The sequence below is a fragment of the Streptomyces sp. NPDC091416 genome, assembly GCF_044756845.1.
In the GTDB taxonomy this organism is placed as follows: Bacteria; Actinomycetota; Actinomycetes; order Streptomycetales; family Streptomycetaceae; genus Streptomyces.
Genome location: NZ_JBIVTU010000004.1, coordinates 549,835 through 562,080 on the forward strand (window position 1 = coordinate 549,835; position 12,246 = coordinate 562,080).

The 12,246-nt window shown below is 70.0% G+C and carries 11 protein-coding genes; 4 read left to right on the forward strand and 7 right to left on the reverse strand.

The genetic code is table 11. From position 1 onward, the window contains the following. Window positions 1-214 precede the first annotated feature (214 nt). From ACIQMX_RS15960 to ACIQMX_RS15975, 4 genes are all read right to left on the reverse strand, one after another. A complete protein-coding gene (locus ACIQMX_RS15960) occupies window positions 215-853 on the reverse strand; it encodes a LysE family translocator (RefSeq protein WP_363074389.1) in 639 nt (212 codons plus the stop codon). 79 nt (window positions 854-932) lie between these two features. Then, entirely contained in the window at window positions 933-1,655 is a 723-nt protein-coding gene (locus tag ACIQMX_RS15965) for a DUF4097 family beta strand repeat-containing protein (RefSeq protein ID WP_402478353.1), read from the reverse strand. Between the two features lie 54 nt (window positions 1,656-1,709). After that, window positions 1,710-3,071 carry an FtsX-like permease family protein gene (locus ACIQMX_RS15970; RefSeq protein WP_402478355.1) on the reverse strand — a complete coding sequence of 454 codons (1,362 nt, stop codon included), beginning with the start codon at window positions 3,069-3,071 and terminating at the stop codon, window positions 1,710-1,712. Continuing rightward, complete coding sequence (locus tag ACIQMX_RS15975; protein ID WP_402478357.1) at window positions 3,068-3,760, reverse strand: ABC transporter ATP-binding protein; 693 nt, start codon at window positions 3,758-3,760, stop codon at window positions 3,068-3,070. Before ACIQMX_RS15975 ends, ACIQMX_RS15970 begins: the two co-directional genes overlap by 4 nt. 195 nt (window positions 3,761-3,955) lie before the next feature. On the opposite strand from ACIQMX_RS15975, the gene ACIQMX_RS15980 reads away from it, so the two are divergent. Continuing rightward, entirely contained in the window at window positions 3,956-5,128 is a 1,173-nt protein-coding gene (locus tag ACIQMX_RS15980) for a histidine kinase (protein ID WP_402478360.1), read from the forward strand. Between the two features lie 33 nt (window positions 5,129-5,161). Then, the gene (locus ACIQMX_RS15985; RefSeq protein ID WP_402478362.1) at window positions 5,162-5,830 is read left to right on the forward strand and encodes a response regulator; all 669 of its coding nucleotides are present in this window, start codon (window positions 5,162-5,164) and stop codon (window positions 5,828-5,830) included. 333 nt (window positions 5,831-6,163) lie between these two features. Here the strand turns inward: ACIQMX_RS15985 and ACIQMX_RS15990 are convergent, their stop codons facing one another. Together ACIQMX_RS15990 and ACIQMX_RS15995 are read right to left on the reverse strand one after the other, a co-directional pair. Continuing rightward, window positions 6,164-8,611 carry a Tex family protein gene (locus tag ACIQMX_RS15990; protein ID WP_402478365.1) on the reverse strand — a complete coding sequence of 816 codons (2,448 nt, stop codon included), beginning with the start codon at window positions 8,609-8,611 and terminating at the stop codon, window positions 6,164-6,166. A 158-nt stretch (window positions 8,612-8,769) separates the two neighbouring features. Further along, on the reverse strand, window positions 8,770-9,627 hold the full coding sequence (locus tag ACIQMX_RS15995) for an SCO6745 family protein (RefSeq protein WP_363074403.1): 858 nt from the start codon (window positions 9,625-9,627) through the stop codon (window positions 8,770-8,772). Window positions 9,628-9,760: 133 nt separating this feature from the next. Here ACIQMX_RS15995 and ACIQMX_RS16000 point away from each other — a divergent pair, with 133 nt between their 5' ends. Together ACIQMX_RS16000 and ACIQMX_RS16005 are read left to right on the forward strand one after the other, a co-directional pair. Beyond that, entirely contained in the window at window positions 9,761-10,753 is a 993-nt protein-coding gene (locus ACIQMX_RS16000; RefSeq protein WP_363074405.1) for a GlxA family transcriptional regulator, read from the forward strand. Between the two features lie 20 nt (window positions 10,754-10,773). Then, window positions 10,774-11,412 carry a DJ-1/PfpI family protein gene (locus ACIQMX_RS16005; protein ID WP_363074407.1) on the forward strand — a complete coding sequence of 213 codons (639 nt, stop codon included), beginning with the start codon at window positions 10,774-10,776 and terminating at the stop codon, window positions 11,410-11,412. A gap of 15 nt (window positions 11,413-11,427) precedes the next feature. Here the strand turns inward: ACIQMX_RS16005 and ACIQMX_RS16010 are convergent, their stop codons facing one another. Continuing rightward, window positions 11,428-12,186 (reverse strand): enoyl-CoA hydratase/isomerase family protein, encoded by a 759-nt coding sequence (locus tag ACIQMX_RS16010; protein WP_402478369.1) that lies wholly within the window; start codon window positions 12,184-12,186, stop codon window positions 11,428-11,430. Window positions 12,187-12,246: the final 60 nt, after the last annotated feature.

Consider the following 12,246-nt stretch of genomic DNA (forward strand, 5'->3'; position numbering starts at 1 on the left):
CCGGTCGGCGTGGACTCCACGACTGCCCGCGCCCAGGCGCCTGCTCGGGTGGGCCAACGACGGCACGCGGGAGCGTATCCTCGCGGCCGTTCCTACTGCGGCGGATGATGGTGACGATGTGGGCCGGACGGCCCCGGTGGCCACTGTCTGCCGGGCTCACCGGCGTTCGGGCGGCGCCCGGAAATGGAGGTGCCGGGCCGCTGACCTCGGATCGTCAGTTGCTGAGTGCCAGCCTGATGCCGAAAACACCGATGACGGTGCCGGTGATCCGGTCGAGCAGGCGGCGGGCCCGGGGCTTGCGGAGCCAGCCCTGCAGGACGCGAGCGAAGCCGATGAGGACGGCAGACCAGAGCAGACCGATGAGGATGTGCACCGAAGTGAGCATGAGACCCATGGTGAAGTGGCCGGCCCCCGGGGGGATGAACTGGGGCAGGACGGCGACGTAGAAGGCGCCCATCTTCGGGTTCAGGAGGTTGGTGAACGTCCCCTGCCGCCAGCCGCCGCTGACCGAGTCGGCACCAGCGGCCAGAAGGGAATCGTCCGCGACTGCCGTGGGCAGCCCTCGGAAGGTGTCCCGGAGCATGCGAGCCGCCATCCAGATCAGGTAGGCGGCGCCGATCCAGCGCAACGCGGTATAGGCGAGGTGGGAGGCGGTGAGAAGGGCGGTCACTCCGAGGGAAGTGAACGCGCCCCACACCAGGGTGCCGGACTGGATTCCGAGGACGACGCCCCAGGCCCTCCTGCGCCGGCCGAGGGCCGACGTGCGCAGGATCAGCGCGGTGTCGAGTCCGGGAGTCAGGGTGAGGAGCCCTACGACTAGGGCGAAGGACCACAGGGCGGAGCTTATTGCCATGGAATGCCAGCCTACCCCGCCAGATCACCCGCATGGTTGGCGGGCCTGGTGGATCTTGAGCACTCCGAAGAGCCAGACCTCAGACCCCAGGACGACTCCCCGTGCTGATGTCGATGTCGCCATTGCGCGTCTGCACGTTCACGCTGTGGCTGCTCGTGCTGTCGTCCGCGACATCCACGGTGACGTCCCCCTTCTTCGCCGCCGTACGGACCGCGTATGCCGATGCAGGCAGGCCGAGTCGGACGTGGCCGTCCTGGCTCCGCACATCGACGCGATCGGGTACGGAGGTGAGGCCGAGGTCGAGGTCGCCGTTGCGCGAGACGACGCTCACGGACTTCGCGGAGATCCCGTCGCCCTGCACGGTTCCGTCGCGTCCCTTCAGACGGAGGGAGGCGCCGCCGAGGTTCGACAACTGCACGTCGCTGTTGCCGTACTCGGCCATGACCGCGACATTGCGCGGCACCTGCACGGTGTACTTCGCATTGCAGTTGACGGAAATTCCATCACAATTCACCGAGAGTGTGAGAATCCCGCCCTCGAACTGCCATCCGGCGGTTATCTCACCGCCGATTTTCGTGCCGCTGACCCGGCGCTCCACTTCGATGTCGTCGACGTCGGCGGCGATGAGGTGGAGGTCGGCGGAGTTCGACTTCACCGTCAGGTTGTCGCCGCTGAAGTCGAATGACTTCGATTCAGGAGTGGCGTTCGCCCGGTCGGCATCCGGGTCGCAGCCGGTTGCTGCGAGTGCGAGGCAGGCGGCTGCGCCGAGGGCGAGGATCGTGCGTGTGCGGCTGTCGTTCATGGTTTCCGTTCCTTGGTGATTCAGCTGCGTGTCCGGTCGTGGTCCCGGTTCAGGTCAGGAGCGCAGAGCCCGGGCCGGGGCGGTGCGGGAGACGCGGGCGCCGGCCTGGAGTGCCAGGGCGAGGCAGGTCGTCACGAGTGTCACGGCGGCAAGCGCTCCGAGGGCCGCCCACGGGAGGCCGTCGAGCACCTGGCCCACGCCGACCTCGGCTCCGGCGGCGATGGTGGTACTCGCCACCGCGAGGAAGACCGCGCTGAAGACGATCGCCGTGCCTGCGTAGATCACGCCCTCGTAGACCGTGGACCGCGTGGTGACGCCCGGCCGCGCGCCGGCGACGGCAAGGACCGCGGAATCGCGTGTGCGCTCCCGCCCGACCAGGGCGATCACCGCCAGGCCACCCGACCAGGACACGACGAAGACCCAGCCCAGAACGGTCATGACATCGCCCAGCCCTGCGGTACTTCCGGGCATGACGTTGCCCATCGTCATGAACAGCGCGGTGAACGACAGGGAGAGCGCGAAGGGCAGCACCGTGGTGACGCTTCGCGCCGCGCGCGTTCGGCACGACTGCACGGCGAGGTGCCAGGCGACGCCACGCGACGGGACGAGGGCGGTCCAGAGTTTCATCAGAGGTGTGAGCACCCACGGCCCCATCAGCAGCAACAGGCAGACGAGGAAGAGGTTTCCGGCGAACGCGAAGGCGGTCCGCTGTTCGATGCCCCCTTCAAGTTCGAGGCCGAGGCCGGGAATCCACATCCCGAGCACACCGGCGAGAAGGCAGAGGGCGAGAATGCTGCGCGCGACACCGGGCCGCGCCGCCGGCTCGGAATGGTCCCGGAAGGCGCGCATCTCCGGCGTCCTGGCGGCTCGGCGTGTGACGCCCCAGCCGCCGAGAAGGCACGGGACCACTCCGGCCGGCAGGCTCGCGCCGATGTGCCGAAGCTGGAGTCCGGCAGTGGCTCCGTGCAGGTCGAGTCCCGTCGCCGTCCACTGCGAGAGGGCGATGTTCGCGACGAGGGAGGTCAACGGCAGGGCCAGTGCGCCGGCCACCGTGCCGAGGACCACCAGCTCGGCGCGGAGAACGGACCTGACGCGGCGGCGCGGGATACCGAGGATCACCCACAGGGCGTGTTCGCGTCGCTGCGCCGTCAAGGTCAGGCCGACGGTCGAGGCGACGACCCCCACGGCGGCCAGCACGGTGAAGAAGGCGATGTTGCCGCCGAGCGCGATCGACGCGGAGACCATCCGTGCGTCGCCCGCCGTCCGCGCCGCCGAGACGGCGGTGAACATGGCGATGACCGAGCCCGCGGAGCAGGCCGCGCCGACGACCGCACACGCGAGCGTCCACACCCACATCGACGCCTGCATGCGGACGTCCGACAGGACGAGCCGAAACATGCCGCTCGTCCCGCTCACGCCGCCGCCTCGTTCGCGTCGTCCTTCGACTGCGCCGCGAGGACGGCGTCGCTCACCGTGTGCGGGTCGGCGCCGGAGAGGACTGCGTGCACCCGCCCGGATCCCATCACCACGACCTGGTCGGCACGCGCAGCAGCATGCGGGTCGTGCGTGACCATGACCACCGTCGATCCTTGTGCGGGCAGTGCCTGCAGCCAGTCAAGTACGACGTGACCGGACTTGAGGTCGAGCGCGCCGGTCGGCTCGTCGGCGAAGACGATCCGTGGCTGATTCGCGAGAACCCTGGCCACGGCCACGCGCTGGCGTTCGCCTCCGGAGAGCCGGTCAGGGCGCCGCCCGGCGTGCTGGGCGATGCCGAGCCGCGCCATGGCCTCGCGGACCCGTGACTTGGGCACCCGGTGGCCGGCGAGTCTCGACGGCAGACAGATGTTGTCCTCGACCGTGAGCGAGCTGACGAGGTTGTACTCCTGGAAGACGAAACCGATGTTCTCGCTGCGGAAAGCGGCCTGCTTGCGCGGGCCGAGCGACAGGGCGTCCGTTCCGAGAATCTCGATGGAACCTGCGGTCACTCGCTCCAGGCCGGCCATGCAGAGCAGGAGCGTCGACTTTCCCGACCCGGAGGGTCCGACGATCGCGGTCAGCCGGCCTTCAGGAATGTCCAGATCGATATCGTGCAGCACACGTGTCATTTCCCTTTTGCGGCCGGGAATGGGGAAATCCATGCGGAGGCCGCGCATACGGATGCACGGTGCGGAAATTGGAGAGGCGATAGGCATATGGCAATATTAGGCAGCGCTGAACGCGCTCCGCGCGGGTGGCAGCACTACTTCTAGGTAGACCTGGGTCTACCTTGTCGAGGTCCGCCGTATGCCATAATTCTGGCCATGTCGCAGGTTCGTGTCGCCCGAAGAGTGCTGACGGAAATCATCGCAGCAATGGCCTTCCCGATCCTGCTGCTCTCTCTTCTTGTCGCACCGGTCTCGGCGGCCGTGCTGACGGAGTTGGACCGCTCCAGAGCTCGGTGGTGCGGCGTCGGCACGATGCCGCTGCGACCCGCGGACCAGAGCTGGACACAGTGGGTGGCGCGCCAGCTGCGATCGCGGTCGATGTGGCGTACCCACCTCCCGGTCTTCGTCGCCGCCACGCTCCTTTCCGCGCTGTCCCTGGTGGTGGCGTTCTTCGGGTTCATCGGTGCCGCCGCGCTGGTTTTCTCCCCCGTCCTCTGGTCGTTCGGTATCGCCGCACAGGTCGGCCCTTTCACTCCGGCATCGCTTACGGAATCCCTTCTTGCGGTGCCCGCAGGGGTGCTTCTGGGTGCGGTCACCACAGGTCTTCTGACCGGAGTCTCCCTTCTCCGTGATCTCGTCCTGCGCACTTTCTCGAGAAGCCGGGACCCGGATCTGCTTGCGAAGCTGGAGGAACTCCGCACCAGCCGGGCCTCGTTGACGACAGCCTTCGAATTCGAGCGCCAACGCATCGAACGGGATCTGCACGACGGCGCTCAACAGGAGCTGGTCGCCGTCGTGATGCGCCTCGGGATGCTGGAGGCCGCCGCCTCGGCGAGTGGCGAGGAACGTATTGTGGAACTGGCACGTCAGGCACAGGCCCAGGCCGAGCATGCGCTGGAACGGCTCCGGGAAACAGTACGCGAGATCCACCCTCGCGAATTGAGCGACCTCGGCCTCGTCGCCGCCGTCCGCGAGCTGGCCGCGCGATCACCGCTGCGGGTCGAGCTGAACAGCACCGGAGATGATGCCCAGCTGTCGTCGCCGACTGCGACAGCGGCCTATTTCACGGTCTCCGAGGCGCTCACGAATGTGACGAAGCACGCGGGCGTGAGCAGCGCCCGGATCGACCTGCAGTGCAATTCAAGTGGCGTACGTGTCTGCGTGCGTGACGACGGTGCGGGCGGCGCGGAAATCGACGCGGGTTCAGGCCTGGCCGGACTGCGTGAGCGGATGCGAAGCATCGGTGGGGAGCTCGAGATCAGAAGCCCTGCGGATGGTCGCGGAACCGAAGTCGTAGCATCCGCTCCCGGCCAGCCAAAATGGGAATGAAGCGAATGAAGGCGAACAGGTGAGGTAAGGGCCATGAGAATTGTCCTGGCGGATGACAGCATGCTGATTCGTGCCGGAATCCGGGAAATCCTGACCTCCAACTCTCACGAGGTGATCCGTGAATGTGAGGACGCTACCGAACTGGTCGCCGCCGTCGACGAGTTCGCGAGTTCCGGGGCTGCGCCGGACCTGGTGATCACCGATGTCCGCATGCCCCCGGGAAACACCGACGACGGACTCCGTGCCGCCATCGACCTGCGATCACGCCATCGAGATCTGCCGGTCCTCGTCCTTTCCGCCTACGTCACCGGACCGTACGTCCAGGAGCTGTTGAACGGTCCGGGCGCGGACGGGGCCGTCGGGTACCTGCTCAAGGAAAAGGTCGGCAGAGTCGTCGACTTCCTGCGCGTACTCGACACGGTTTCCGGTGGCGGCGTCGTGATCGACCCGGAGGTCGTCCGCTACGTCACACGCGCGGACGCGCCCCAGGGCCCGCTCGCCCGGCTCACCGATCGCGAACGCGAGGTGCTCGCCCTTATGGCGGAAGGGCGCTCCAACGGGGAAATCGCATCAGCGCTGTATCTCTCCGGAGCGTCCGTGAGCAAGCACGTGGCCAATGTGTTCGTGAAACTCGGAATGCCCCCGAAAGAAGACAACCGTCGCGTCAAGGCCATTCTGACCTGGTTCGAGTACAACTACTGAGTTCATGCCTGAGGATCTCCGTCGGCTGAACGAGCTGCCGCTGCCGCTGCTCGTTCTTGATGGATTCCACGCGCTCAGGAAGCCGCTAGGACCCGTCGTGAGCAGGGTCCGCAGCCGGCTGCCGTCGGCCGCCTCCGCACCCGGCCCGACGCGGTGTCCGACGACAAGGCGTGCTCCTCTCGCGCCAACCGCGCCTACCTGCGCAGGCGCGGCATCTACGGAGCCCTGACTCTTCAGCCCCTCCGGCGTTCGAGGAGCGGGGTCCGGGGCGGAGCCCGGTGAGGAGAAGGGCGGGGCAGGCGAACCCCTGCCCCGCCCCCGCCCCGCCAGGGGCTACCGCTTCTTGCCGCCCTGCCGAGGATCCAGCAGCCCCGCCCGCCGCAACGCGTCGGCCATCGCCCCGTTGGCCGGAGCCGCGGCCGGCGTCTGACGCGCGCCGCCACCGTTGCCGCCCCCGCCACCGCGCCGGTCACGCCCCTGACCGCCCTGGCCGCCGCCCTGACCGCCACGCGCACCCGACGCGCCCTGTCCCTGTCCCTGCCGCTGCCGCGGCGGACGCCCGCCGCGCTCGCCGCCGCCGGCACCGGAGCCCGCACCCGGGCCCTTCTCCGCCTCGTCGTCCAGCCGCAACGTCAACGAGATCCGCTTCCGCGGGATGTCGACCTCCATGACCTTGACCCTCACGATGTCACCGGGCTTCACGACATCCCGCGGGTCCTTCACGAAGGTCCTCGACATCGCCGACACATGCACCAGACCGTCCTGGTGCACCCCGACGTCGACGAACGCCCCGAACGCCGCGACGTTCGTCACGACACCCTCCAGGACCATCCCGGAGGCCAGGTCGCCGATCTTCTCGACGCCTTCCTTGAACGTGGCCGTCTTGAAGGCCGGACGCGGGTCGCGCCCCGGCTTCTCCAGTTCCTTGATGATGTCGGTGACCGTCGGCAGCCCGAACTTCTCGTCCACGTAGTCGTCGGCCCGGATCGACCGCAGCACACCCGTGTTGCCGATCAGCGAGGCGACGTCCCCGCCCGTCCGCTTGACCATCGCCCGGACCACCGGATACGCCTCCGGGTGCACGCTGGACGCGTCCAGCGGGTCGTCACCCCGGATCCGCAGGAAGCCCGCGCACTGCTCGTACGCCTTCGGGCCCAGCCTGGCGACGTCCTTGAGGCCCTTGCGGGAACGGAACGGACCATGGGCGTCGCGGTGCGCCACGATGTTCTCCGCGAGCCCCGAGCCGATCCCGGAGACCCGCGAAAGCAGCGGCGCCGACGCGGTGTTGACGTCGACCCCGACCCCGTTCACACAGTCCTCGACGACCGCGTCCAGCGACCGCGACAGCTTCACCTCGGACAGGTCGTGCTGGTACTGCCCGACCCCGATGGACTTCGGGTCGATCTTCACCAGCTCGGCAAGCGGGTCCTGGAGCCGGCGCGCGATCGAGACGGCACCGCGCAACGACACGTCCATGTCCGGGAGTTCCTGCGAGGCGAACGCCGAGGCCGAGTAGACGGAGGCGCCCGCCTCCGACACCATCACCTTGGTGAGCTTCAGCTCGGGGTGCTTGTCGCACAGCTCACCGGCGAGCTTGTCCGTCTCGCGCGACGCGGTGCCGTTGCCGATCGCGATCAGGTCGACATCGTGCGCCTTCGCCAGCTGCTCCAGCTTGGCGAGCGCCTGGTCCCACTTGTTGGCCGGGACGTGCGGGTGGATGACATCGGTCGCGACGACCTTGCCGGTCGCGTCCACGACGGCGACCTTCACCCCGGTACGGAAGCCGGGGTCCAGCCCCAGCGTGGCCCGCGTGCCGGCCGGCGCGGCCAGCAGCAGATCGCGCAGGTTGGAGGCGAAGACGCGCACCGCCTCGTCCTCCGCCGCGGTGCGCAGCCGCAGCCGCAGATCGATCCCGAGGTGCACGAGGATCCGGGTGCGCCAGGCCCAGCGCACGGTGTCACCCAGCCACTTGTCACCCGGGCGGCCGCGGTCGTTCACCCCGAAGCGCCGGGCCACCATGTTCTCGTAACTGGACGGGCCGGGCGTCTCGGACGGCTCCTCCGGCTCCAGGACCAGGTCGAGGACGTCCTCCTTCTCGCCCCGGAGCATCGCCAGCACCCGGTGCGAGGGCAGTGCGGTGAACGGCTCCGCGAAGTCGAAGTAGTCCGCGAACTTGGCGCCCGCCTCCTCCTTGCCGTCCCGCACCCTGGCCATCAGCCGGCCGCGCGACCACATGCGCTCGCGCAGCTCGCCGATCAGGTCGGCGTCCTCCGAGAAGCGCTCCGTGAGGACGGCGCGCGCTCCCTCCAGGGCCGCCGCCGCGTCCGCGACACCCTTGTCCGCGTCCACGAAGGCGGCCGCCGCGGCGAGCGGGTCCACCGACGGGTCGTCGAGCAGCCCCGTGGCGAGCGGTTCGAGGCCCGCTTCCCGGGCGATCTGGGCCTTGGTCCGCCGCTTCGGCTTGAACGGCAGATAGATGTCCTCCAGCCGCGCCTTCGTGTCGGCGGCCCGGATCTGCGCCTCCAGCGCCTCGTCGAGCTTGCCCTGCTCCCGCACGGATTCGAGGATCGCGGCCCGGCGATCCTCCAGCTCCCGCAGATACCTGAGCCGCTCCTCGAGCGTGCGCAGCTGCGCGTCGTCGAGCATCTCGGTCGCTTCCTTGCGGTAGCGCGCGATGAACGGCACGGTCGATCCGCCGTCGAGCAGCTCGACGGCCGCCTTCACCTGTCGCTCGCGTACGCCGAGCTCCTCGGCGATCCTGCCTTCGATGGACGTCGTCACGGTTCTACCGACTCGCCTTCTCCTGCTGGCTGTGCTGGTCGGGCCCGGGGGCCGCCCGTTCGGGTGGGCAAGCCGGAGCCACTCGCCTGCATTGTGCCGGGTGGCCGCGTGCCGTGTCGCCCGGCCACCCCCGATACCGGCCGCCGTTTCCCGCCGGCTCAGCCGGTCGCCTCCACCGGAAACGCACCGGCCGCCGCTGCGATGCCGAGGAATCCACGCCCCAGCTCCGTCAGCCGGGCCACGCCCGCACCTCCGAGATGTTCGTACGGTGCCAGATCCATCCGGTCCGTGGCCTCCTCCAGGCCTGCCCGCAGCGCGGTGCCCTCGTCCGTCAATTCACCCTCAGCGGTGAGCAGGCCACGCTCGCGCAGGCGCGCGGACGCGTCCTCCCAGTCGGTGCGCCGCCAGCCGCGGCTGGCCAGGATCCAGCGCGGCGCCATGCCCTTGCCGGTGGCCGTGTGGCTGACCAGCGCCTCCAGCGGGTCGAGCGAAGCCGCGAGAAGAGCGGCGAGGTGGGCGTCGCCGCGGTGTTCGCGCAGGAGCGTCGCGGCGTGCCAGTACGCCAGGTGCGGCTGCTCCGGCACCGGGAGGTCGGCGTGCGCCGCGTAGAGCGGCCGGGCGTGTCGCGTACAGCCTTCGGCGGCGTGCAGGGCGAGCTGCGCCGCCTCGGCCATTTCGGGGGAGGCGATGACCTCCTCGCCGAGCAGCCGGCGCAGCGTCGAGTCGACGGCGCGCAGTCGTGCGGCCAGGACCGCCTCGGGCGAGGCGATGTCCCAGACGGCGGGCACGTGCCGGGTCACGAGTGCGTGGTTGAAGTTGTAGAAGGTGGAGGTGACCGTGCCCGGGCCGACCGCGCCCATGGCGGCAGCGCGTGCGGCGAAGTAGGCGGCGGAGGGATCGTCGATCCCGATCCCGCCGAACTCCTTGCCGAGGTCGGGGGAGAAGTAGAGGGCGGAGTGCAGCGGGTTGAGGGCGTTGTGACAGCGGCGTCCGGCGCGGGGCGGAAGAGTACTCATGCCCGCACGTTACCGACTGGTCGGTACGCGCCGGAACCCCGGGGCTCGGTGAAGCGCGCCGCATCCCGGCATGGCAGGAAAGGTGGGCATCCCGTCATTGCGGCCCTCCGCCGGGGTGCGCAGGATGGCGGACATGAAGCAGCGATCCGTCCTCATCGTCCTCTTCGACGGCATCCAGAGCCTCGATGTGACCGGGCCCCTGGAGGTCTTCGCCGGCGCCTCCCGGTTCCCGGAGGTCGTCTACGAGCTGCGCACCGCCTCGCTGGACGGCGGGCCGGTGCGTGCGTCCAGCGGTCTCGTGCTGGTCCCCGACGGCAGCCTCGCCGACGCCACGACGCCGCACACCCTCCTCGTCCCGGGCGGTGAGGGCACCCGGAGTCCCGACCCCGGCCTCGTCGACTGGCTGCGCCTGCACGGCCCGCGCCCCGAACGGCTGGTCTCCGTCTGCAGCGGTGCCCTGCTCCTCGCCGCGGCCGGACAGCTGGACGGGCACCGTGTGACCACTCACTGGAAGCTCTGCGATCAACTGGCGCGCACCTACCCGGCCGTCGAGGTCGACCCCGAGCCGATCTTCGTACGCGACGGCCGGCTCGCCACCTCCGCAGGGGTCACCGCGGGCATCGACCTGGCGCTCGCACTCGTCGAGGAGGACCACGGCCGGGAAGTGGCCCTCACGGTGGCCCGCCACCTGGTGGTCTTTCTGCGCAGACCCGGGAACCAGTCGCAGTTCAGCGCCCAGCTCACCGCCCAGACGGCCCGCCGCGAACCGCTGCGCGAGGTCCAGCACTGGATCACCGAGCATCCCGGCGAGGACCTCTCCGTCGAATCCCTCGCCGCCCGCGCCCGGCTCTCGCCCCGCCACTTCGCCCGCGCGTTCCAGGCGGAGACCGGCATGACGCCCGGCCGGTACGTCGACCGCGTGCGCCTCGAACAGGCGCGCCGGCTCCTGGAGGACACCACCGACGGCGTCACCGGGATCGCGCACACCTGCGGCTACGGCACCCCGGAGGCGATGCGCCGGGCGTTCCTCAAGGCGCTGGGTACGGGACCCGCCGAATACCGGCGGAGGTTCAGCTCCCACCGGGCGGGCGACCCCGCCACCACCGCGAAGCAGCTCGCCCACTGACCGGAAGGCAGGCATCACCCATGCAGATCGCCATCGTCCTCTTCGACCGCTTCACGGCGCTGGACGCCGTGGGACCGTACGAGATCCTGAGCCGGGCGCCCGGTGCCGAGACCGTGTTCGTCGCCGAGTCGGCCGGCGCGGTGCGCAACGACAGCGGCGGCAGCCTGGCGCTGGTCGCCGACCGGACCCTGGCCGACGTCCCGGCCCCCGACCTGGTGATCGTTCCCGGTGGGCCCGGGCAGAGTGCCCAGATGGACAACGAGACCCTCCTCGGCTGGTTGCGCCGGGCCGATGCCACCAGCACCTGGACGACCTCCGTCTGCACCGGATCGCTGCTGCTCGCGGCTGCGGGACTCCTGACCGGGCGGCGGGCCACCTCGCACTGGCTCGCGCTGGACACGCTGAAGACGTACGACGTGGAGCCGGCCGGCGAACGTGTGGTCATCGACGGCAAGTACGTCACCGCCGCGGGCGTCTCGTCGGGCATCGACATGGGCCTCACCCTGCTCGGCCGGATCGCCGGTGACGAGTACGCGCAGGCCGTGCAACTGCTCACGGAGTACGACCCGCAGCCGCCCTACGACACGGGGTCACCCGAGAAGGCACCGGCCGCCATGGTCGAGCAGTGGCGGGCCGGGAGCCGCTTCATCCTCCAGTAGCGCGAGCAGGAGGTCCTACGCTCCGGCCGGCCAGGTGAAACGGGGCTGGCGGCGCTCCAGGAAAGCGGCGACGCCCTCCGCGGTGTCGCCGCTGTGCCGCGCCTGCTCAGCCCAGTGCGCGTCCCGGTCCACGCGCCCCGCGGCGAACTCCTTCGCCGCCGCCTGGGTCAGCCGGGATCGGGACACCAGCGTCCGTACGTAGGCCTCGACCCGCTTGTCCAGTTCGCCCACCGGCAGCACCTCGTCCACCAGACCGGTCCGCAGCGCCCGGTCCGTCCCGATCAGCTCACCGGAGAACAGCAGGTGCTTGGCGGTCGCCGGCCCGGTGAGCGCGACCAGCCGCCGCGTCGACGAAGCGGGGTAGACGATGCCCAGCTTCGCCGGCGTGACGCCGAACGACGCACCCTCCTGTGCGAACCGCAGATCGCAGGCGGCCGCCAGCTGGCTGCCCCCGCCCACGCAGTAGCCGCGCACCGCGGCGAGCGTCGGCCCGGGAAAGGCGGCCAGCGCCTCCTCCGCAGCCACGGCGAGACCCTGCGGGGCGCCCGAGGGGTCGCGGAGCGAGGAGATGTCCGCGCCGGCGCAGAAGGTGTCCCCGGCGCCGGTCAGGACCAGGGCGCGCACCGACGGATCGTCGGCCAGCCCTTCGAGCAGCACGGGCAGCGCCTGCCACATCGCGGCCGTCATCGCGTTGCGCTTGGCGGGGTTGCTGATGACGACGGTGGCGACGCCGTCCGCGACGGCGTGCTCCAGCCGGGGTTCCGTACGGTCCATACGCCGGATGCTATCCATGCCGTTCGAACCTATGATCAAGAAGGGGTCGCGAAGCAGGTA

Excerpts from the sequence above, each read along its gene's own strand:
- ACIQMX_RS15960 (WP_363074389.1), bottom strand. The coding sequence starts at position 853 with ATGGCAATAAGCTCCGCCCTGTGGTCCTTCGCCCTAGTCGTAGGGCTC.
- ACIQMX_RS15965 (WP_402478353.1), bottom strand. The coding sequence starts at position 1,655 with ATGAACGACAGCCGCACACGCACGATCCTCGCCCTCGGCGCAGCCGCC.
- ACIQMX_RS15975 (WP_402478357.1), bottom strand. The coding sequence starts at position 3,760 with ATGACACGTGTGCTGCACGATATCGATCTGGACATTCCTGAAGGCCGG.
- ACIQMX_RS15980 (WP_402478360.1), top strand. The coding sequence starts at position 3,956 with ATGTCGCAGGTTCGTGTCGCCCGAAGAGTGCTGACGGAAATCATCGCA.
- ACIQMX_RS15985 (WP_402478362.1), top strand. The coding sequence starts at position 5,162 with ATGAGAATTGTCCTGGCGGATGACAGCATGCTGATTCGTGCCGGAATC.
- ACIQMX_RS15995 (WP_363074403.1), bottom strand. The coding sequence starts at position 9,627 with ATGAGTACTCTTCCGCCCCGCGCCGGACGCCGCTGTCACAACGCCCTC.
- ACIQMX_RS16000 (WP_363074405.1), top strand. The coding sequence starts at position 9,761 with ATGAAGCAGCGATCCGTCCTCATCGTCCTCTTCGACGGCATCCAGAGC.
- ACIQMX_RS16005 (WP_363074407.1), top strand. The coding sequence starts at position 10,774 with ATGCAGATCGCCATCGTCCTCTTCGACCGCTTCACGGCGCTGGACGCC.
- ACIQMX_RS16010 (WP_402478369.1), bottom strand. The coding sequence starts at position 12,186 with ATGGACCGTACGGAACCCCGGCTGGAGCACGCCGTCGCGGACGGCGTC.